General features: G+C 46.0%; 21 protein-coding genes. 7 read left to right on the top strand and 14 right to left on the bottom strand.

What is annotated here, in order from left to right:
• Positions 1-29: 29 nt before the first annotated feature.
• The 4 genes from AZI85_RS10705 to AZI85_RS10690 are packed head-to-tail and all read right to left on the bottom strand — an operon-like array spanning position 30 to position 3994.
• Entirely contained in the window at positions 30-938 is a 909-nt protein-coding gene (locus tag AZI85_RS10705; RefSeq protein WP_063244065.1) for an MBL fold metallo-hydrolase, read from the bottom strand.
• Positions 919-1695, bottom strand: a complete 777-nt coding sequence (locus AZI85_RS10700) for a lysophospholipid acyltransferase family protein (protein WP_063244064.1) — start codon at positions 1693-1695, stop codon at positions 919-921. The genes AZI85_RS10705 and AZI85_RS10700 overlap by 20 nt, the downstream gene beginning before the upstream one ends.
• Positions 1692-2636, bottom strand: a complete 945-nt coding sequence (locus AZI85_RS10695; RefSeq protein WP_063244063.1) for a phosphatidate cytidylyltransferase — start codon at positions 2634-2636, stop codon at positions 1692-1694. Before AZI85_RS10695 ends, AZI85_RS10700 begins: the two co-directional genes overlap by 4 nt.
• A complete protein-coding gene (locus AZI85_RS10690; protein ID WP_063244062.1) occupies positions 2636-3994 on the bottom strand; it encodes a sigma-54-dependent transcriptional regulator in 1359 nt (452 codons plus the stop codon). The genes AZI85_RS10695 and AZI85_RS10690 overlap by 1 nt, the downstream gene beginning before the upstream one ends.
• A 137-nt stretch (positions 3995-4131) precedes the next feature.
• Between AZI85_RS10690 and serA the strand changes: the two genes are divergently transcribed.
• Positions 4132-5337, top strand: a complete 1206-nt coding sequence (gene serA, locus AZI85_RS10685; RefSeq protein WP_063244061.1) for a phosphoglycerate dehydrogenase — start codon at positions 4132-4134, stop codon at positions 5335-5337.
• Positions 5338-5406: 69 nt separating this feature from the next.
• Positions 5407-6579 carry an amidohydrolase family protein gene (locus tag AZI85_RS10680; protein ID WP_063244060.1) on the top strand — a complete coding sequence of 391 codons (1173 nt, stop codon included), beginning with the start codon at positions 5407-5409 and terminating at the stop codon, positions 6577-6579.
• Positions 6580-6591: 12 nt separating this feature from the next.
• On the opposite strand, the gene AZI85_RS10675 is transcribed toward AZI85_RS10680, so the two are convergent.
• The 5 genes from AZI85_RS10675 to AZI85_RS10655 all read right to left on the bottom strand — a co-directional run bounded on the left by AZI85_RS10675 (position 6592) and on the right by AZI85_RS10655 (position 10670).
• Positions 6592-8361, bottom strand: a complete 1770-nt coding sequence (locus AZI85_RS10675) for an NHL repeat-containing protein (RefSeq protein WP_063244059.1) — start codon at positions 8359-8361, stop codon at positions 6592-6594.
• Between the two features lie 171 nt (positions 8362-8532).
• Positions 8533-9915 carry an FAD-binding oxidoreductase gene (locus AZI85_RS10670; protein WP_063244058.1) on the bottom strand — a complete coding sequence of 461 codons (1383 nt, stop codon included), beginning with the start codon at positions 9913-9915 and terminating at the stop codon, positions 8533-8535.
• An 8-nt stretch (positions 9916-9923) separates the two neighbouring features.
• A complete protein-coding gene (locus AZI85_RS10665; RefSeq protein WP_063244057.1) occupies positions 9924-10133 on the bottom strand; it encodes a YgaP family membrane protein in 210 nt (69 codons plus the stop codon).
• Between the two features lies 1 nt (position 10134).
• The gene (gene grxD / locus AZI85_RS10660; protein ID WP_063244056.1) at positions 10135-10437 is read right to left on the bottom strand and encodes a Grx4 family monothiol glutaredoxin; all 303 of its coding nucleotides are present in this window, start codon (positions 10435-10437) and stop codon (positions 10135-10137) included.
• A gap of 20 nt (positions 10438-10457) precedes the next feature.
• The gene (locus AZI85_RS10655) at positions 10458-10670 is read right to left on the bottom strand and encodes a BolA/IbaG family iron-sulfur metabolism protein (protein WP_253696357.1); all 213 of its coding nucleotides are present in this window, start codon (positions 10668-10670) and stop codon (positions 10458-10460) included.
• Positions 10671-10750: 80 nt separating this feature from the next.
• Here AZI85_RS10655 and AZI85_RS10650 point away from each other — a divergent pair, with 80 nt between their 5' ends.
• The gene (locus tag AZI85_RS10650) at positions 10751-12700 is read left to right on the top strand and encodes an LTA synthase family protein (protein WP_253720949.1); all 1950 of its coding nucleotides are present in this window, start codon (positions 10751-10753) and stop codon (positions 12698-12700) included.
• 30 nt (positions 12701-12730) lie between these two features.
• On the opposite strand, the gene AZI85_RS10645 is transcribed toward AZI85_RS10650, so the two are convergent.
• Positions 12731-13111: a BON domain-containing protein gene (locus AZI85_RS10645; protein WP_063244055.1), complete on the bottom strand. Its 381-nt coding sequence runs from the start codon at positions 13109-13111 to the stop codon at positions 12731-12733.
• A 109-nt stretch (positions 13112-13220) separates the two neighbouring features.
• Entirely contained in the window at positions 13221-13958 is a 738-nt protein-coding gene (locus AZI85_RS10640) for a helix-turn-helix transcriptional regulator (protein ID WP_063244054.1), read from the bottom strand.
• 87 nt (positions 13959-14045) lie between these two features.
• Here AZI85_RS10640 and AZI85_RS10635 point away from each other — a divergent pair, with 87 nt between their 5' ends.
• Positions 14046-14453: a GFA family protein gene (locus tag AZI85_RS10635; RefSeq protein WP_063244053.1), complete on the top strand. Its 408-nt coding sequence runs from the start codon at positions 14046-14048 to the stop codon at positions 14451-14453.
• Between the two features lie 18 nt (positions 14454-14471).
• Here AZI85_RS10635 and AZI85_RS10630 read toward each other — a convergent pair whose 3' ends face one another.
• Both AZI85_RS10630 and AZI85_RS10625 read right to left on the bottom strand, forming a co-directional pair.
• Positions 14472-15161: a PilZ domain-containing protein gene (locus AZI85_RS10630; RefSeq protein WP_063244052.1), complete on the bottom strand. Its 690-nt coding sequence runs from the start codon at positions 15159-15161 to the stop codon at positions 14472-14474.
• A gap of 1 nt (position 15162) precedes the next feature.
• Entirely contained in the window at positions 15163-16305 is a 1143-nt protein-coding gene (locus AZI85_RS10625) for a cyclic nucleotide-binding domain-containing protein (RefSeq protein WP_063244051.1), read from the bottom strand.
• 116 nt (positions 16306-16421) lie between these two features.
• Between AZI85_RS10625 and AZI85_RS10620 the strand changes: the two genes are divergently transcribed.
• The 3 genes from AZI85_RS10620 to AZI85_RS10610 all read left to right on the top strand — a co-directional run bounded on the left by AZI85_RS10620 (position 16422) and on the right by AZI85_RS10610 (position 18798).
• Entirely contained in the window at positions 16422-16739 is a 318-nt protein-coding gene (locus AZI85_RS10620; RefSeq protein ID WP_063244050.1) for an HNH endonuclease, read from the top strand.
• Positions 16740-16835: 96 nt separating this feature from the next.
• Entirely contained in the window at positions 16836-17936 is a 1101-nt protein-coding gene (locus tag AZI85_RS10615) for a hypothetical protein (protein ID WP_063244049.1), read from the top strand.
• Between the two features lie 187 nt (positions 17937-18123).
• Entirely contained in the window at positions 18124-18798 is a 675-nt protein-coding gene (locus AZI85_RS10610; protein ID WP_063244048.1) for a hypothetical protein, read from the top strand.
• Positions 18799-18802: 4 nt separating this feature from the next.
• Here AZI85_RS10610 and AZI85_RS10605 read toward each other — a convergent pair whose 3' ends face one another.
• Complete coding sequence (locus AZI85_RS10605; protein ID WP_063244047.1) at positions 18803-21301, bottom strand: WD40/YVTN/BNR-like repeat-containing protein; 2499 nt, start codon at positions 21299-21301, stop codon at positions 18803-18805.
• Between the last annotated feature and the right edge of the window lie 63 nt (positions 21302-21364).

The following is a 21364-nucleotide window of genomic DNA, read 5'->3' as shown; positions in this document are numbered from 1 at the left end:
TGCTTTAATGAAGTCCGCCTAATTCTTTCCTAAAGCAGAAATCTTTTTTGGACGGCGAAATCGTGACCATTGCGCTCGATCACGGCGGCGTCACAGTAGGGATCATGCTCGAAAAACAAATACCATTTTTGATCCGCCGCCTGACTTAGGTACTTTTGTTTTTCTTCCATCAATGTCAACGGGTGTAAGTCGTAACCCATCAACCAAGGGATCTTCACGTGAGAGCTTGTGGGTACGACATCACCACAGTAAAGCAAGGTCGCATTTCCATCCGTCACTTTCACCATTTGTTGAGCTTGGGTGTGACCGTGAGAAAGAAGGACCGAAACTCCAGGAAGAATTTCTTTTTCTCCGTCTAAGATATTTAAAACACCAGCGTCCATAAGTGGTTGGAAGTTTGCTGGATAATAACTGGCACGCTCGCGAAGATTGGGCTTGCTGGCCGTTTCTAAATTGCCTTTTTGAATCCAGTATTGAGCTTTGGGAAAAGTGGGAACAAGCTTTCCGTCTTTTTCTGTCGTCGCACCACCGGCATGATCAAAATGCAGGTGAGTCAGAATCACGTGATGAATGTCTTCAGGTTTCAAACCAAAACTGTTCAGGGATTTTAAAAGAGAAGGGCCGCTGTCGTCGATGTTGTACATCTCGGCAAACTTCGTTCCTAATTTCTCTCCGTATTTTGCGACGAAGTCTTTCCCTAGGCCGTTGCCGGTATCGATCAAAATATTCAGGCCTTGGGACTTAAGTAAAAGCCCTCGAGCTTCCATGGGAATGCGATTTTTTTCATCCGGCGGATTTGAACGTTCCCACAATACTTTGGGAACTGTCCCAAACATAGCGCCACCATCTAAGCCGAATTCACCGGTCGGAATAGGGCAGATTTGATAGGGGCCAATTTTCAATGATGTCTTTTCGATATCAGACTTGTTCGGAGTCATCTTTTGCTTCTCCTTCGCCTTCGCTTGTGGTCGCAGCATGGAATGCGTTTGGATTGATCGTCAGCACCCACTGCTTATAAGCAGCATACACCTGCTGAATCGGGCCGGGGGGATGAACCGGACCAACGTGCAAAACCAGTTTTCCTGGAAGAGGAATGGGCTGCCCTTTAGGCCATAGCTCCATATTGCCTTCTAGATATGTGAATAAAAGCGGCGTTTGTGTGCGTTCTGAAAAGATGGAAACGCCTCGTTTGAATTCCTGAATTTTTCCGTCTTTAGAGCGGGTTCCTTCCGGAAAAATGATCAACCACATGCGCGGAAGCTCTGTCAAAAGCTTCAAAATCAAATTGATGGCTTCACCGCGACGGTCTTTGCGATCAATGGGGATGGCTCCCAAGCAGTGTTTAGAAAAGAAGGTGAAAAGGGCGTTGGTAAAGAAATAGTCCTTTGCCGCTGCGATATAAAGATTCAACCAGTAGCGACGCGGAATGGACGCCGCAATAGAAACCGCATCCAAGTGGCTGGCGTGATTGCTGATAATAATAAGCTTCGGTTGTGTGCGATAGATTTCTTTAAATGGCGTGCCCTTTACTTGAAGGCGAATGTAAAACTTAAAGGCCACGTTTTTAAGAAAGATCGACCACAGAAAACGCATGAACACGCTGAACATGTCGATGTGACGCGTGAACAGCGGGAGGTGTTTTAAGTAAGTCGGCAGCTTGGTCCACTGCTCATTTTCGTAGTTCCAATCCTTCATAGAATGACCGTCATCACGTAATAGTAAATAGGTGCGACGAAGATCAGTCTGTCCACGCGATGTAAGAAATCTCCGCGACCGATAATGAAAGGGCCCACTGTTTTCATTCCGGCATCACGACGAACCACTGTCATCACAAGATCCCCCACGAAGCCTCCTAAAGAAGCGACCAGGCCTGAAGCCAACCAATACTTGTCAGATCCGTCCGGCAGTAAGAAACGCATCGAGCCTGCAAGGAATAAAGTCAGAAGGATCGACGTCGCGGTACTGCCTACGGTACGACGTGGATTGATTCCAGGGAACATTCTCCAACCGCCAATGTAGCGACCCACAGCTAAGTTTGTGTTGTCACAGAACTCTGTCAGGATCACAAGATACATCACTTGGTAAACGCCATTCGGGAATTTCAGAATCAGTCCCAAGTGCATGAATGACCAACCTAAGAAGATGAAGGCCAGCAAAGTCAAAGACATGTACTGAATCATGCGTTTATAAGAATTGCGAATCAACGGGACAAGACAGCTGGCTCCCAGCACGATCATCGGCATGGAGTTGTAAATATCAATACGGTCGTACCATGCGCAGATTCCCAATCCAATAATGCCCGCATAACAAAGCAGGACGAAATTACTGCGATGGAACATCCCCATGATCTGAAAGAAAATCTTGGCACCCAAAATCGCCAGCGCCGTCAAGAACACCAACGGCCAAGGCTCAGGCAGACCCATCACAATAAACATCAAAGGAGCTGCAACCAACCAGCTCTTAATGCTCGCCCAGGATTGAACAAAGTAATAGTTCTTATTGCGGAAGAAGAACGTGATAGCACCGGAAACAAAGATGATAGAAAGAACGATCAAAACTGTTTGGCGATAAATATGACTTTCCCACGCTGTGGGCATAGAGATGCGAATGGGAAAACTAAAATCAAAAAAATCCATTACGATGGTTCCTCGTCAATTTTGTAGTCCTTGATCTTCTTGTAAAGATTGGATCGAGACACTTGCAGGACTTTCGCGGCTTCTTCCACATCGCGGGTTTGTTTTAAACAAGTGCGAATGGTGTGAGCTTCAAACTCTTCGACAAGAGTGTTCAGTCCTTTGTTGAAATCAATAGCTGTGTAAGAAGGAGCTCCCGGTGCGGTCGCCGCCGGTTTCAACCAGGCAGCGACGTCTTCCTCGCGAATGAAAGGAAGGGGAGAAGTCAGGCTGAGTTGTTCGCAAACGCGTTTGAGCTCGCGAACATTCCCGGGCCAGTTGTATTTTTTTAAAGCGTTCAGTCCGTCGTCAGCAATGGTCTTGTTGCGGCGAGGGCGCTCAGCTTCTAGAAAATGTTTGGCGAGTTCATCGATGTCTTCAAGACGTTCTCGCAAAGGTGTCAGTTCAATGCGCTGAGAAGACAGGCGATAAAGCAAGTCTTCGCGGAATTCACCGGCCGCCACCATTTTTTCTAAGGATCGATTGCTGGCCGCGATCACGCGCGTTTTTACAATCGTACTTTCTTTTGCACCCACACGGCGTACTTCACCGGTTTCTAAAAAGCGCAAAAGTTTTGCCTGTTGGGATAAAGGCAAGGCTTCGATTTCGTCTAAAAAAAGATCCCCGCCGTTAGCAGCTTCTGTCAGGCCGACTTTGTTTTGATCGGCTCCGGTGAAAGCGCCTTTCACATGGCCAAACATTTCTGACTCAAAAAGATTTTCGGGAATACTTGCTAAGTTGACAGCAATAAAAGGTCTGTCGCCTTCTTGTTCGTGCAGAAGTCTTGCGACAACTTCTTTTCCACAACCCGTTTCGCCTTCGATAAGAACAGCGTTTGTTTCTCCACGAAGATCAGCAATGCGCTTTTTAATTTTCATGGAAGCGGCAGAATTCCCCACCCAACGAGTGGTGTGGCGAGAAGAGCTCGGGTCCACACTGCGCAAATCCCACAGGGCTTCAATTTTTTCTAAGATCAGTAAGATCTCTTCAGGCATCAAGGGCTTTGCCAGAAAACGTTGGGCTCCGGCCTTTAAGCAGCTTTCCATCAAAGAGCGGCTTAAGTCCCCGGACATCGCCACCACTTCAAGTTGATTGTTATGCTTTACTAATTTTTCGATAACTTGCGGACCCGCGGCTTTGGTAGTGCCGGGTTCTAAATGCATGTCGACGAAAGCGGCATGATAAAAGCGTTCATATTGAATCGCTTCCAAAGTCGGCGCAGAAAAAACTTTCCAATGATTCGGCAAACACATCTTCAACGATTGTTGAACTAACGGGTCATCATCGACGATAAGTAGAGAAAATACTCGAGTTGTTGCCATAGGTGTTTAGTCTCTCTTGGGAATATGACTTTGACTATACTTTGCGCACTTCGTCAGCAGGACTGGCTCTGTGGCAGGCGCATTTTTGAAATGACTTATAAAACCGGCGGATTAAACTAAATCTAGCGGAGGTGCGAGTGAGCGCTCTTAGAATTCTTCTTGTAGAAAACATCCATCCGGTAGCGCAGCAAACTTTGGTTTCTGAAGGGTACAAAGTGGATCTTATTCCTCATGCACCTTCTGAAGAGGAACTGCTTAAAATTCTTCCCAATTACGATGTTCTGGGCATTCGTTCTAAAACCGAAATCACGGCCAATGTTTTAAAAAGCAATCCTCATCTGACAACGATTGGCTGTTTCTGTATTGGTACAAATCAGGTCGACTTAATGACTGCGCGCGAAGCGGGAGTTCCCGTTTTCAATGCGCCTCATTCGAACACCCGATCGGTCGCCGAATTAGTGATTGCCGAAATGATTTCGCTCTCTCGTCAATTGGGTGACAGAAACACGAAGGCCCATGTCGGAGAGTGGGTGAAATCCGCTGACGGCTCTCGCGAAGTGCGTGGCAAAACTTTAGGGATTGTTGGTTACGGTCATATCGGAAGCCAAGTCAGTATTCTTGCTGAATCTATGGGACTTAAGGTCGTTTTTTATGATGTGATCAAAAAACTTCCGTTAGGAAACGCTGTCGCTAAATCCTCGTTAGAGGAATTATTGAAAGTGTCTGACTTCGTGACTTTGCACGTGCCTGAAACTTCAGAGACCAAGGACATGATTGGTGCAAAAGAACTGAAGATGATGAAAAAGGGAAGCCACTTGATCAATGCCAGCCGTGGTACAGTGGTCGTGATTGAAGCCTTGGTCGACGCGCTTAAATCAAAACACCTTGCAGGCTGTGCCATCGACGTATTTCCTGAAGAACCGGCTTCGAATAAAGAAAAATTTGTGTCTCCGCTTCAAGGCGTTCCCAATGTCATCTTGACCCCGCACATCGGGGGAAGCACGGAAGAAGCTCAGTATGCCATCGGCATGGAGGTCGCAGAAAGTTTCCGTCGCTATCTTAAAATTGGTTCTTCGTCGGGAGCGGTGAATTTTCCGAACGTCGATTTGCCAGTGAAGCAAGGAGCATCCCGTATCTTGAATGTTCACAAAAATGAACCCGGGGTTTTAGGTGAAATCAACGGTTTGATTTCTAAAGCGGGTGCCAATATCGAAGGACAGTACCTGTCAACTGACGAAAAAATTGGTTACCTAGTTATGGACGTTCACTCGGCGCAAGCGCAAGCTTTGGCCGCTGACATTGGTAAGTTGTCACGTTCCATCCGCACTCGGGTTGTTTACTAGCCTTTGTCAAAGCTCTTCTGTTAGCAAAATCTCCTCTGTGAAATAATCAACATTTGCACGGAGGAGATCATGATTCTGATACGGAATGCTGAAATATATGATCCTCAATTCCTCGGTCACAGGGACATTGTCATTGGTGAGGAAAAGATTCTGCACATCGGACCTCAGGTCGACCCATTTACCTTAGAAAAATTAGATCCAGCTCTTCAGATCATTGATTGTACGGAATGCCTGGTTATTCCAGGCTTGATAGATCCTCACGAACATTTGTCAGGTGGAAGTGGGGAAGAAGGCTTCTCTTCACAGACGCCCAACATCGAATTTTATGAATTGATCAAAGGTGGCATTACGAGTGTTGTGGGGTGCCTTGGATCTGACACGGTCACCAAAAATATGGCGAATCTTTTGGCCAAGGTCAAAGCGACGGACGAAGCTGGCATCAGTGCTTTTTGTTATACCGGAGGCTACGAGGTTCCGCCCCGCACCCTCACTCAGGACATTCGAACGGATATTCTTTTTATCAAAGAAATTATAGGAGTGGGAGAAGTCGCCATTGCCGATGATCGCTCTAGAGACCCTGACGCTCACGACTTGGCTCGTGTTGTCAGCGATGGTCGCGTCGCTGGGATGTTGTCTAAAAAAGCCGGAGTCACTCATTTTCATATGGGGGACAAAAAGCAAGGTATGAAGATTCTTTTCAAGTTGATGGAAGAATTTGATCTTCCCTCCAACTGTATTTATCCAACGCATGTCGGGAGAACGGAGGGTCTGATGAAAGACGCTGCGAAGTTCACGACAAAAGATGGATTCGTCGATCTGGATACGACTGAAGGGAACTTGCATGAATGCCTGACAAAAATTCTTGGGTACGGAGCGAAGAAAGATCGAATCACCGTGTCGACGGATGCTTCGATAAACTCACCCGACAGTCTTTTTGCGCAGCTGCGTGAATGCCATCTGAAATATAAAATGAATCTAGAAGATGTGCTGCCGCATTTCACTTCTTACACTGCAAATGTGCTGAAGTTGCATTCCAAAGGTGGCCTGGAAGTAAAAAAAGACGCCGATCTGGTGATTGTTGAAAAAAAGAACTTCACTATTCGCGATGTGATCGCGCGCGGAAAAGTTCTAATGAGAAACGGCAGAATCAGCACTCTGAATCCCGATGAAGTTCAGTCGCGCCGTGAATTTCAGTATCACGGCACGGATCGAGATAAGATCAAAAAAATGTTCCAAAGTTAGTTTGGAAAAAAACTATTCGTAAAGCAGCGTGCCGTCGGTTTTAAACTTTTTCACGGCATCGTTGCTTTTATCGACGACAAATAAACTTCCGAAGGCGTCAGCAAAAATGCTCCAGGGTTGGTTGAATTGATTTAGCTGCGTTCCAGCGCTGCCAAAGTTTGTGACGTACGTACCATCGGCTTCGTACTCATAGATTTTGTTTTTTATGGTGCCGGCAATATAGACTCGACCGCTACCGACCTGGGTAATCCCCAAAGCAACACCTACGTCAATATCGGCGCCCGCTGCATCGAAAGTGTCTAAAAGAGCGCCGGCGGCGCTGAATCTTTTGGGAGTCGACTTGGCTCCATCAAAATCTAAAACTAAAATGCTGCCGTCTTTGGCGCAATGAACACCCGAGGGGGTTCCGATCACTCCCGGAAATGTTGTCGCTGATTCCAAAGCCGTTGATAAGATTTGCAGACCACCGCCACCAATATCGGCGATATAGATGTTGTCACTGGCGTCCACGGACATGCTATAGGGGAGAGCCAAACCCGGGACAACAACCGTTCCCAAAAGATTGCCATCAAGATCGTATTTATTAAGAGTCGTCGGGGTGGAGGCATTCGCAACATAAAGAACGTTTTTGCTCGTCACGGCAAGCGATGTAATCTGTGCCACGGGACCGAAAGTTCTTTGCCAATCTCCTTTGGCATTAAACTGCTCTACACCCTTATCTGTTCCGACATAGAAATGTCCATTTTTAGCTTGAACCACGCTTGTCGGATTCTTCATGCCTGGAAGATAGTCTTTAACATAGGCTCCAGTCGAAGCGTTAAAGACATATACACCATCCTGGTAGCCGACGTACAGACGAGTGTCTGATACAGTCGCGGTCGTCAGGTCACTTGTGCCCCAAGCCGCGCCGCCACCTTCGGAACCATTCAAAGAAAATAAGAGAGTCCCCGTCGGATCAAAAAAAGTAATGCGTGCCTCACTCCCCATGCGTTCGGTCAGGAGGAAGTTTCCATCGGGATTTTTTTGCAGGTCTTCTAGCATCGACATGGCAATTTGCCTTGGCCAAGTAAATTTAGAATTGAACGTCCCATCGGCGTTAAAAAGTTGCACACGGTCCGACCACATATCGGCCACGTAAATACTTCCGTCGTTGTTCACTGTAAAGACGGGAGCACCATTAATCTCTCCGTCGTTGGCTCCTTGAACACCGGTACCAAAAATAAGTTGTTGTACGCCGGCAGAGTTGTATTTGCGAATTTCTGCGTTCAAGGCTACGTAAATGGAACCATCGGCACCGATACGGGGTTGTTTAGGAAGTGGTACATAGACGCCAGCACCCGGATCTTCATCTCCGAAGGTCACGATCTCACCAAGATAGTTTCCGTCGATATCGTATTTTCTAACGAAGCGATGAGTGTTTTCATTCGGTGAAGCTGCCGCACCGGCGATATAGATGTTACCACTTGTATCGACCGCCAAGCCTTCAATATTGAAGACATCCGCAGGAGTGAAACTTTTTAAGTAGGTTCCCGTTTCTGAAACGATGTAGACGTCATTGAAAAAGCTTGCGAACACGAATTTTTTATTTGGAGCTGCTCGCAGGTAGTTTTTAAATTGACCGGTGAAAGGTGTCATCAGCGGGAAGTTTCCTTTGACCGCTTGCAGATTGTCGCCTTGAGATGGCAGATCCTTGGAACTTCCAAAAAGAGAGGTGTTGATTGAACATCCCGCCAGAGTCAGCGAAAGTCCTACACATAAAGTCACGTACCGTAGAGTTCTCATGAATTTTTCCTAACAAGGTTCTTAGCCCTATGAACCTTTTCGGAATATTCAGAAAATTTCTCGAAGTAAAACTATGCCGTATCGTGATAGTTGCTCCACTGTCATCCGCGGTAACGTCTTTAGTCCGTTGTTGAAACGTTGTTTAGTCTCGGATGTGAGTCTATTCTTATCTTATATGACTTTTCCCGGATTCATAATCATGTCGGGATCAAATGCTTTTTTGATTGATCGCATGATTTCGATCTCGGCCTCGGAGCGGGTGTAGTTCAAGAAAGATCTTTTTGTCATACCCACACCGTGTTCGGCGGAAATAGATCCTTTATATTTTTTCACCGTTTCAAAAACCATGATGTCGACCTTGCGGCACTCGTTCACGAACTCTTCTTTACTCATTCCCGAAGGGCGCAAAATATTGATGTGCAAGTTCCCATCGCCGATGTGGCCGAACCATACGACTTCCCAAGTTGGGTAGGCTTGCGCCAAAACCTTATCTAAATCTTCCATGAATGGAGGCACTTTAGAAATAGTCACGGCGATATCGTTTTTGTACGGAGAATATTTGGCTAACGACTCAGAGATATCTTCGCGGTAGCGCCAGAAGGTCGCCGCTTGGACGTCCGACTGACTGATCACTCCGTCCAGGACCCAGCTTTCTTCCAAACACTTTTCAAAAACACCCAAAGCGTGTTCTTCATCTTGCTCGTTGCGAGTTTCAACTTCAGCTAAGACGTAAAATGAAGCTTTCGTTTCTAGTGGAGCTGGCAGGCCCGTATTTTCTAATACTTTGTTCAACGCCTTGTCTGAGAACATCTCAAACGCAACAAGTGATGTCTTCGTTTTAAATTCCGCGAAGATTTTCATCACAGCATCAAGTCCACTGACCGCCATCACCAAAACTTTCATTGGTGGAGGAGCGGGAGCCAGACGAATTGTCGCTTCCACGATAAATCCCAACGTACCTTCAGATCCGATGAACAAGTGGCGAAGATCATACCCTGTCGCATTTTTCACAAGGCCGTTGTTAAGTTCTAAAACTTCTCCAGCGCCGGTCACGACTTTAAGTCCAATGATCCATTCGCGAGTTAAACCATAGCGTACAACTTTAATTCCGCCCGCGTTGGTAGCGATATTGCCACCCATTTGGGAAGAACCTGTTGCTGCAAAATCTACGGGATAAAAAAGATTTTTAGAGTGAGCGAACTCTTGCAAAGCTTCAGTGACAACACCGGGCTCAATCACAACGGATTGATCGACAGCACTGAAATCTTTGATTTTGTTCATTTGGTCAAAAGAGACAACGACTTCACCTTGAGAGGCGACGGCAGAACCGGAAAGACCCGTGCGTCCGCCTGAGGGAACAAGGGCCATTTTATTTTTGCGCGCCCATTTTACGATGGCAACGACATCTTCGGTGCTGCGAGGAAAAACAATCGCCGTGGCTTTGATGTCGAAATAAGTTGTCCAGTCTTTACCCCAGTATTTGAGGCTTTCCTCGTCGGTTTTGATTTGGTCTTTTTGTAAAAAACTTTCAAGTTCGATGAGGGCCGTGGACATACAACATCCTATTCTTCGTCAGGAATCGCGCGATGATAATCTTTCAGAGTTCTTATTCTAAAGAAGGCGTAGACAGGACACAAGCCCCAAGCAGCAGTGATGAGGCCATACAAACCGATGTATGCCCAAAAAGGACCGCCGGCAATGGCGTAGGCTGTTAAGAATACGCCAAAAATAAACCTTAAAATGCGGTCCCAAACGGCAACATTACATCTCATGTTATTTTATAAGCTCTTGCAACTCACCAGATTGGTACATTTCCATCATGATATCGCTTCCGCCCACCAACTGTTTGTTGATGTAAAGTTGCGGAATTGTCGGCCAGTTGCCGTACTCTTTGATACCTGAACGGATTTCTTCATCTTCAAGAACATTCACGTCGTGAAATTGAACGCCGATGTCTTGCAAGATCGCGCAAGCACGTGCAGAAAAACCGCACATTGGGAATTGTTGAGTGCCTTTCATGAAAAGCACGATTTTGTTTTGGTTTAGAATGGAATCAATTCTTTCATGAGTTGTCATGGGGACCTCTTTTTAAAAACTTACTTAATCTTAGTCTTGATTGAGAGTGCGTGAACCTCGCCAGTCTTTAATTCTGGACCAAAGCAAGCCATCACATGCTGATGCTGTTGAATGCGAGTCATTCCCGCGAACACAGGGCTTTCCACGAACACTTCATAGTGATCTTGAGTGCCTGTCAGATCGTAAACTTCGATCTTCGCGCCTTGGTAGTGAGATTCTAATCTTTCTTTCATTTGTTCTGGTGTCATAGAGGGGGAAAGTAGCAGAGGCACCGAGCTAAGTCCACTTGAATGACACGGGCGGTCGATGTACTATGGGCGGTATGTTTGGACCGACGTCACGCCTGCTAAAAGTCTTTGCTTTAGCGCTCTTAGCCCTGCTTTTTTATTTCTTCGCGCGCGTAGAGTTTCTGCTATGGAATTGGAGCCTTTTTAAATCCAAGGAGCTCTCGGACATCCTATGGTCCTTCGTTGTCGGTCTGCGCTTTGATATTTCGGCGGTCTTAAGTCTTTCTGCGCCGCTGATTTTGCTGGCGATGATTCCTTGGCCTCGAAGCTGGCAAAAAGGGTGGCAATGGCTTTTGGCTTTGGGTTTCACCGTCTTGCAAATCCCTCTTTTCATCTTAAATTTGGGCGATACCGAGTTTATCAACTTCGTCGGCCGCCGCTTTACCTATGACAGCCTTTTTATCATGGGCGAGATGCAGGGTAAGATATGGAATTTTATTTCCAGTTATTGGCTGTTGTTTCTGGTTAACACGGCTTTGGTGGCTTTATTTGTTTTCGCCATTTTTAAGTTCAGTTTTAAAAAGCAAAAAGGCATTTACTGGGCCGGGCAAAGAAAGAAACCTTTGGGTTACTGGCTGTCCCATGGCTTTTTGTCTTTCATGGCGATCGTGATTTCAGTGGTGGGTATTCGCGGAGGTTTACAAAGCAAGCCCGTGAATTTTGTCAGTGCGAATGTGTTTTCCGCGCCTTTATTAAACAATCTAGTTTTAAATTCGTCTTTTACTTTTATTAAAAGCTACGGTGCTCAAGGGCTGAAGCAAGAAAAGTACTTTGAAAACAAAGACGATATGTTGAGGCATTTGAACGGTTCTTTTGTCGGCTCTAAAATGGAAGGTCTTCGTTTGCCGAAGCCTCAGAATATCGTTTTGATTATTTTAGAAAGCTTCGGAGAAGAATACCTGGGTCCCGTGAATGGCAAAAGCTATACGCCGTTTATGGATTCTTTGATGGAAAAATCTTTGGTCTTTAAAAACGCTTATGCCAATGGTCGTCGTTCGATTGAGGGCGTCGGGGCGGTCATGGCGGGAATCCCTGCTTTGATGAGCGAGCCTTTTATTTCTTCGCACTTTACTTCCAACTACTTTTTGGGCTTGGGGACGTTGCTTTCGCAGAAGGGCTATTCCACGAGTTTCTTCCACGGTGGTCATAACGGCACAATGTACTTTGATTCCTTCATGCAAAGTGCGGGGGTTGAGAAATACTTCGGTTCGAAAGAATACAACAATCCGTCGGATGATGATGGAGTGTGGGGTATTTGGGATGAGCCTTTCTTGCAATGGATGCTGGTGCAGTTGGACTCTGTGCCTCAGCCTTTCATGACTTCGGTTTTCACACTGTCGTCGCATCAACCTTTCAAAGTTCCTGCGCAGTACAAGGATCAATTTCCGGAAGGACCGATTGAGATTTTAAAAACGGTGGCTTACACGGACTTTGCTTTGAAGAAGTTCTTTGAAGAGGCTGCCAAAAAACCTTGGTACAAGGACACGCTCTTCATCGTAACGGCGGATCACACATCCATGCACTATCGTAAAGAGTACGAAAATGATTTGGGCAGTTATCGCATCCCGCTTTTCTTGTACCATCCTTCGTTTGAATTTCCGCAAGTGGACACGGAAAAGATTGTTCAGCAAATTGATATTCCACCGACGGTTTTGGATTTTTTAGGCATTCCTGAAAAGGATAAAAACTATTTAGGAAGTTCGATGTTTGTGGACGGGGATAAGTCTGCGGTGAATTTTATTGATGGCCGCTATCTTCTTTTTGCTCAGGACTTTTACCTGCGTTGGACTCCAGGGCACAGCGAGCCACAGATGTATTCATTGTTAGATCGTGAAGGCATGAAAGAGCTGAATGGATCTATGATCACAGAGGAACAGCAAGCTCGTAAATCGGCCTTAGAACAAAAGTTAAAAGCGACTATTCAGTATTTCAACGAAGGTATGTGGGACAATAAGCTTTATTATCCCACACGCTAGTGCGGAAGCATTTGAGATGACAGCCGCGAATTAGTGCTGCTGGCGAACTTCGAGATTGTTAATGACGCTTTTGACGCCGGGAATGTGTCTGGCGCAGACAAGAACTTCTTCAAGCGCTTCACTTAAAATAGCTCCGCTTAAAATGATGCTGCCTTTTTCAGCCCGCACTTGAATTTCTTTTCCCGCTCCTAGTATTCGGCTTAATTCTGAAAACACTTTCATTTGCAGGCGATCGTCGCGGGTTGTTCCGGTGCGGAAGTATTCTTTCGCATCTTCCGTAATTCTTTTGCCGGATTCGCTTTGCGTGAAATAGACGTAGGCTGCGCCGACGGCGGCTCCCGCGATCAACCAGGGCCAGAGGCTGGATTTTTCTTCATTCATTTCTTCGACTTCTTCAATCATCTCTTCCATGACGATCCTTTTGATAACGTGGGCGTTTTCTTCGAGGTTGCGGCAAAGAACGTGAGAATTGAATAAAAAAGGGGAGTGCGTGATTAAGAGCATGACGTCCAGTGTGCGATCACAGGCTTTCAGAAAATTTCTGTAAGGTTTTCTGGAAGAGGTCCTGATGGTGCATGTGAAACGTCTCTTGTGCGTGCACAGAAGCTTTTTGAATGCGATCCACGCGGAAGGATCTTAGATCCTGACGGAGATGGTCCCAAGCCATGACGTACCAGAGGGGAAAACTGAGCAGCAGATAGTGAGGCTCTATCAAACGTTCTGTGATGTTTTTCTTTTCATCGCGATAGGCAATCTTAAGGCATCGCATTTCAAAAAAAGCTTCATGCAAAGCATTTTGTACAGGGGCGGGAACGTTATCATACGTTGCACGCACGCTCTCGTCAGCGTAAGTGGTTATGCGGACTCTTTTTCGAATCAGCTGCAATTTCTTACGGTGTTCTTCGGGAAAGGATTGAAACACTTTATCTCTTAATGATTTCACGCTGGAAAGCAGTACCGGTGAGTTAAATTTTTCCGCAATCGCTAAGGACAAAAGCAGATCTAAAGATTCTTTGTAGTTCACTTGCAGACGACCTAAACCCCACTGGGCATTTAAACGCAAGCCTCCGCCGCGTCCACGATCCGCTTCGACAGGTATACCCGAAGCTTTAAGTTCTTCCAGGTCGCGCATTAAAGTGCGATGACTCACACGCAGTTTTTTTGCCAGGGCCAAACTGGTAGAGTGATCCTCTGCCTTCAGAAGGCCTAAAAGGCGGTCCATTCGATCTTTTTTATTTTGATAACTGCTTTTAGCCATAATCTTCTTTTAAAAACAAATATGCCATATTTTGACATATTTAAACCTACACTGAAATTACTAAAGAGTTTTGAAAGGACGTTTTATATGGCAGAAAAAACTTATCACGGCAGTTGTCATTGTGGATCAGTCAAGATCAAAGCCAAAATAGATCTTAGCAAAGGGACCGGAAGGTGCAATTGCACTTATTGCCGCAAAGTGCGCAGTTGGAGCGTCATTATCAAGCCTGAAAACTTCGAATTGCTTGCGGGCCAAGAAAGTCTTTCAGACTATCAATTTGGTACCTTCAGCGGGCATCATCTTTTTTGCAAAAACTGTGGATGTCGTCCGTTTGGTCGGGGGCATGTCGAAGAAATCGGCGGAGCATTCGTGTCTATTGCACTTGCATGCCTGGATGATGTTGATGCTCAAGAGCTGATTGATGCGCCGGTGACGTATTTTGATGGTTTGAATAACAACTGGTTTAATAAACCTGCTGAAATCCGACATCTTTAAAAAGGGGTTTGGCCCCTTTTAAGCCGCTTTTCTTCTAAAAAAGATTTCGCGTTGAAGATCTGTGAGGGACGTTACAATTTTTTCTTCACTGGAGTTCGCCAAGTGATTGAATTCCACACCTAACACCAGTTGTGTATCATCCTTCACGCGGATGTTTTTGATCACACCTTGAACCATGATGGGTTCACGATCGCCTAGAAAGATTTCAGCTTCGACCAAGTCTTCTAGGTGAAGATTTGCACTTTCTTGCATGATTTCCACCGCACAACCTTCCGTGCTTAAATCAATCAGACGGCAGGGGTGAGAGCAGATGGACTGGTTCAAATAGTTAATAACAAATTCCGCCGAATAATTTTCCGGCATCACATAGCGATAGTTGCGACGTCTTTGTAAGTGGAACAGGTTTAACACCGTCAAAGTCACATAGTGTTCAGACACGACCGGATGAGTTTCGAAAAGATATTTCTCTCCGCTGATGGAAAAGCTCGCCGTAAAGGTGTCTTTTTCATTCGTGTTCATCGTCATGTCTTCGGGATGATGACACTTGATTTGATTGTTCGAGTTGATACTCACCGGTTTTAAAGCGATAGTGCGATCAAACTTATCACGAAGATAAAGAGTCTCTTTTTTCGCCAAAGCTTTTTGTAAAAGCATTTGCTTATCAGAGTCGGTACTAACTGCTTTAAAAACGATCAAGGCCTCACTCATCTTATGCCGCCGCTACTATTTTATGACCACATTCGTGGCAGAACTTCGCGCCCGCTTGCAATTCCACGGCGCACGCCGGGCAGGCTGGGCCGCCCACGGTCTTTTTCTTAGGTTTGTCTTCTTTTTCGTCCATATCGACGAAGCCTTTTTCGTTCCATTTTTCAATTTCACGAAGCATCTTCCAACTTTGGAAGACTGAGCGGAATTCTTTCAGTTCAAATTGCAGAATAACACCGGTGCTACCGGTTTTACGCTTCATGAACACGCCTTTACCTTCAAGGCGGGCAAAGTGGTCATTGTTCAAGTTAATACCGAGTTCACTTTTGCAGTGCTCGCTGAATTTTGCGAACTCCACACCCACGATACCAAAGCGGTCCGGTTGTTCGTTCTCGCAAAGTTTTAAAAGAGCGTCGAGCATTTGCTGACAAAGCTCATCGACTTTCAAAAGATCTGAACGATTTTTGAAATAGTAATATTGATAGAATTCAAAGAAGCTTTCTAAAAGACCCAAATCCAAGAAGTGAACTTTTTGAATCTCCTCCGGTCCATCTGGATTGTCTGGAGCTTTACCCATTTCATAAAGTGCGAGCTTCAATTTCACAAGGACGTTGATGACTTGCTCCACACGTTTCGGGCCTTCACCCATCACACGTTGAGAGTACTGCTTCATCATATTCCAATCGACAACGACGCGACCGGGAGTCGAGCGATCTCCCTTATGGTTGGCGGTATGGAAAACAGCGCCAAAAGCTTTCGCTACTTGGTCTTCAGGACAAGGAGAAGAATCTTTTTCAAGCTTGCTAGAGCGAACATCATTCACTGCCAGACGAAGACGGTCGGCCAGTGACTTAATGATCACCTTCAACATCTGAGGAGCGCCCTCGTACTGTTGTTTCAAAGTTTCAACGGGGATTTCTAAAACTTTTGTTTCCGTAGTTGCGATCGCGGAAGTAGGGTGGGTGTTTTGACCCAAAATCACCTGATCTCCGAGGATGTGAGACGAGCCCAACTGGAACAAATCAATGGTCTTTTTTCCACGAATCAGACACTGATTGGCAGCACCAGTTTGAATAAGATAGACGGACGTGATTTTGTCGCCATCTTTATAGATCACTTCGCCCTTTTTAAAGGTTTTTACTGACATACGCTCGTTCTCCTTCACGTTGATATCGGTAAAAATCCCCTAAAAATGAAGGTATTCGCGGCTCTTCAAAGGTCTAGAAACTTGCGGTCAGACCGGACTTAGTCTATAACAGCCCCATGGATTATTTCTTTTCGGCGGCTCCTCCTGAGCACCAAAAACGTGAGAAAGCAAAGGCCCGCGAGCTGCGCCAAAGCCAATGGTGGAAGCAAGAGCTGGGTAAAGGCCTTTGCTATCACTGTGGCGAAAGATTTAAGCCTGCCGATCTCACAATGGATCACTTAATTCCTATCGCGCGAGGTGGGAAGTCCAACAAGAACAACTGCGTTCCATCCTGCAAAGACTGTAATACAAAAAAGGGATACAAAACCCGCGCCGAAATGGCTTTGGATGAGTTGTCCCAGACTTCAAAGCCTGAAACCACCGACGAAGAATAAACAAGCTAGGTTTAGGTCTAAACAAACTATTTTGACTTAACTTCATGTCCTTTTCATTGCCATCATGAATTAAACAATTTTTTGTAGTGAGGGCGTGTGAAGAAGGTTCTTTCTTTTGTAGTAGCGTTTTTAGTTTTGTCTCCCCTGATGGCGCAAGAGGCGGCATCTCCATTAGCGGTGGGACAAGAAGAAATTCAATCGCCTTCGCCTGAAGCACCGGCACCAGCGGCATCTGTACCTGCTACCTCGTCAGTTCCCAGTGTAAGTTCATCTCCGGAATTGGCTCCCTCAGCTTCTGCTCCTGTGCATAGTGCCGTTGCAACATCCCAAACCCCTACGAATGTATCGTATAAAGTGAAGCAGATCATTCGCAGTCACAATGTTGTTATTGTTGAAGCCAGCCAGCCTATCCCGTTAGAAAAAGGAAAGCTTTATTTAGTGACATTGAAGGATGGAACTCAGTGTTCATTGTCGCTTACAGATATAGAGTCTAATCTTTTAACCATGGAATCAGCGGATTGTACGGGATTGGTAGTAGGAATGCCTGTCGAACCAGCGCTTTTAAAAGCCAGTGGCAAAACGGTTGAAAGCACGGACATCTTGCTTCCTGAAGCAGACAAAACCGGTCCGCGTGTCAGTGTTTCGCTTTATTATTCCACAGCTACTAAAGCCCGATTCGAAGACACCTATGTTTCCACAACTTCAGGCTCTGGCTACGTTGATACCACTTATACGATGGATTCTTCGGCGGGCTTAGGCGTAAGTTATTCCAAATTAAATCCGCAATCATGGGGATTTGTTGGGTCCATTCTGTGGGAGCCTAAACGCAAAATAAAATCCCTCGAAGTTGAGGGGCCAGGTGGAACTGTTTCTGGTGATCTTGTCGACTCTCCGGAACTCACGCTGCTGATTTTCGAAGGCAATATCGCCTATCGTTGGGAGAATATTTATATTCCTTTCGGCTTGAATTACTCGGCTCCATTTTTATCTTACAATTCCTCAACAACGTGGTGGAGTGTCTCCGGAGCTTTGGGTGCGTATCTGGGATTGGGTATGATTATGTCGCCGAACTTTACGTTAGAATTGTTTGTCCGTTCAGTAGGATTGGAAATGACGGCGGCGGACAGTACAGGAACTATCGATTTTAAGCGCGGGTCTTTGGCGGGATTTGGGGCTGGTTGGAAGTATACGTTCTAATTTAAAATCTACTGCCACGGTGGCAGTAGATTGCCCCCAACGTCCCCAATCTAATTTACTTTACTGGTTGAATTTGAAACGCAGGTTTCCCATTGAGGACTGTCTCTTAGGTGAGTGGGAAGAGTCTCAGGACTTGAGCTCTCCCAAAAAGCTCCATATCCTTAAGACCTCAAAGTAAGGGAATTCCATGAGTCTATCGCATGTTGTTGTCAGTGCTGCTTTTGTTCTTTTTTCCTCCCTCGATCTGGCGTCGGCGAAAGAGATTCCGGTCCAAGGTCGGCTCTTTGCGGGCATGGAAACGATCAATCCTAAGAACGTCAACGAGACGATCGAAGCTCAAGGGCTTAAAAAATTTGAAAGCATCAATCGACTAGGAATAGAAATCACCTATCCGTTACATCGCTATTTAGATGTGGGAGTCAGATACACAAAACGCTTGGCTGACGTGGAAGAAAATCCCGCAAATGCCTCGACAGATTACAGCGCCAAAATAGATCAAGATTCAATGTTGCTATTGGCGCGTGTCCCCTTATTTAAAACAGATCTTTTATATTTCGATCTTTATGCGGGCGTCGGAGGAAGTAATACGACGTTAAAAGTGAAAACTGCGAGCCAAGACGGAGAGTTCACTCGTCGCGCCTCGGGTGACTGGGTGGCGACACCTTATGCGGCTGCGGGGGCTTCGTTCGCTATTGGTTATAAAAAGTTTTATCTGGTTTTTGAAGGTGGCTACGAAAGTAACAAAGTCGATGGTTTCACTCGAACAGGTTCTGCAAGTACCAGTATCGACACATTAGATCTTTCAGGTGGATATTTTTCTTTGGGACTTATGTTTGATGGAGTCCCTGGCACTATCAAATGAGTCACTATTGAGAGGTGTCTATCATTCTCAAGATCGACCGGGCTCCCAGGTAGGGGTCGTTGTAATTATAATTTAGCATTAGCTCAGACGGACTAAGGCTTAAGAAATTCTTTTTGGTAAGTTCTGTATCATATTCGCCGACACTTTCGCCAACGTTGAATCTTTGTTGAACACTCTCAATAAGGATCCAACTGCCTGGAGTGAATCCTTCGGTGAAGACGGCCGTGCCTTCTGTGGGGTCCGTTGCAAGGAAGTAAGCTGTGTTGCCGCTCCAGCCTATGTCTAAGACATTGCTGGGGACATTCGTGTAAGCAGACCAAGTTTCGCCGTTGTCAGTTGATATGAACATGCTAGCACCTTCATAAGCATATATTTCACCAACGGGACTAACTTTAAGAGTTGCGGATATATTCCAGTAATTGGGTTGTGACAGCCCTCGCAAAACTTCATTCCAAGTCGTTCCTCCATCTGTAGAGCGATGAAGAACGACCGTTCCAGTGGCACCCACGCGCTCAATGGCTAACAGATACACATTTCCCACGGTATCGACACTCAAAGAAATAAAACCCATTTCATGGATGCCACCGGGTGGAGAAAATGTTTTGATTGCCGACCAAGTCACGCCATTTGTTGTTTTGCCAATGATGATGTTCACGCCCTCTTTGGCAGCAAAATAAGTGGCCGAGTTTTTAACCGTAGCAAGTGCATATTCCCAAGCTGTACTCGCGAAAGAGTGAACGTCAGCCCAAATTGTACCGTCGGCCGATCGCCGAATGAGAGCGTTCCCGTCCTTCCGGCCGATGACATAGAGGTTGTCATCATGCCCTTGAATAATGTCGACGGCCTTGGTGTCATCTAAAGCTGTGACAATATGATCAGAGTCTTGCCAAGTGATGCCGTTGTCAGAGCTCTTTTTAATCACCCACGGCCAATTTCCATCCATGTCGCCGGTTTCCCAAATGGAAAACAATTGGGTTGACGAAGTTCGAATGATTTTCGAAACAAAGCTATAAAAAGCCCACTGAAATCTAATTTCACTCGCAAGACTCCAGGAAGAGCCATCATCATTAGAGTAAGCCACGGCGGCTTGATAACGTCTTTTGTTAGAGCCGATGGCCAAGACCTTATTAGCGGTCGGGTGCGCGACAATTGTAATTCCGTGAGGCTCATTAGGCGGAGCTAGTGTGGCATCTAAATCTATCGGTGTCCACGTGACTCCATCTGGAGACGATACGACTTTCCAATCGTTGGTGGAGCTTCTGCTGCCCCCGGTGGCGATTAGTTTTCCTGAAGCTGTCACCGTCATGCCTTGCAGGTAATCTTGACCTACATAAACTTCCGTCCAATTGTCACCGCCGTCGGTGGTTCGATAGACCTTTCCCGAAACGCCATGTCGGCAAGAAAAATAGGCATTGCTGTCATCGAGGACTTGTAAATTTCCTCTGAGTTCATAGTCACCGAAAATTTGTGATCCCGGAATAGAAGTGGCGGGTGTCCATGTCCATGCACCCGCACTGAACGTCCCTTTTAAAAAATACATAGTTGAATTTGCGGCACCCATCACAAAAAGGTGGCCAGAAGGAGTCACTTTGATTTGGTAGGCGACTTCTTCTCCGCCGCCACTGACAGGAGCTGCTTGATAGATTGTGTTCCAAGTTTGCCCGTCGTCTTTACTTTCGCGAATCACCCAGATCATTTCCGAAGTGGATTCAGTGTAACCTACGGCATAGATATAACCTGTTGTTGGAGAGACCGCGATATCATAACAGACATGGTTCATCTGAGGGACCTCCCACCAGTGATCCGAAGTAGACCATGTTGTTCCTTCGTCCGTAGACTTACGAACGAACCAACCGGATAAAGGGTCTGCAGACGTGTAATTGTATTTATAAGCATACCCGCAAACGAACACGGTATTGCCTTTAGCTGTCATCGCTAAAGGATGGGACTCTCCATGATAATGGTAGCCCATGAACTGATCGACGCGAGACCAAGAGGCACCGTCATTGTCGCTGCGATAGGTGGCCCATCGTTCTCCGTCGTAATCGCTGCCGATAGCTGTTGCTAACACCTTACCGGAAGCAAGCCAGACCGCATCGGTCACGTAGTTCTGATCTTGCGATGCGGACTGCGGTAATTCGATTCTTCGAAATTCGCGAAAGCCTTTGCGACGAACTGTGACCGAAAATTTCTTTCCCATGCTATCGGTGACTTCGAAGGTTTCATTCATCACCTGAGCGTTAACGGGAATAGTGTAAGCACCCGTCGACGTATTTAAATATCCCGATGTTGAAGCTTGATAGGTAAAAGGAGGAGTGCCGCCTGAAGGTTCAATGAGTTTCGTGGCACCAACGTCCATCGTGATTGAAATAGGAATGACCTCATCTGTGATCTTAGATGAGATCTGCTTTTCGAGTAATGCTTCTAAAGTACATCCGGCCGAAGAAAGCATCACATAGAAAAGAACCAGCCCGCGAAACGTACCTGAGAACGACTGAGTCATGTTTATTTTATCGGATTTTTGTGAGGAGGAATTTAGAAAACAACGATTATTTTTCGAAAAGGT

It is taken from the genome of Bdellovibrio bacteriovorus (assembly GCF_001592755.1).
GTDB classification, from domain to species: Bacteria; Bdellovibrionota; Bdellovibrionia; order Bdellovibrionales; family Bdellovibrionaceae; genus Bdellovibrio; species Bdellovibrio bacteriovorus_E.
Note: the sequence above shows the minus strand (reverse complement) of the source record. Positions and strands in the feature narration are given on the sequence as shown.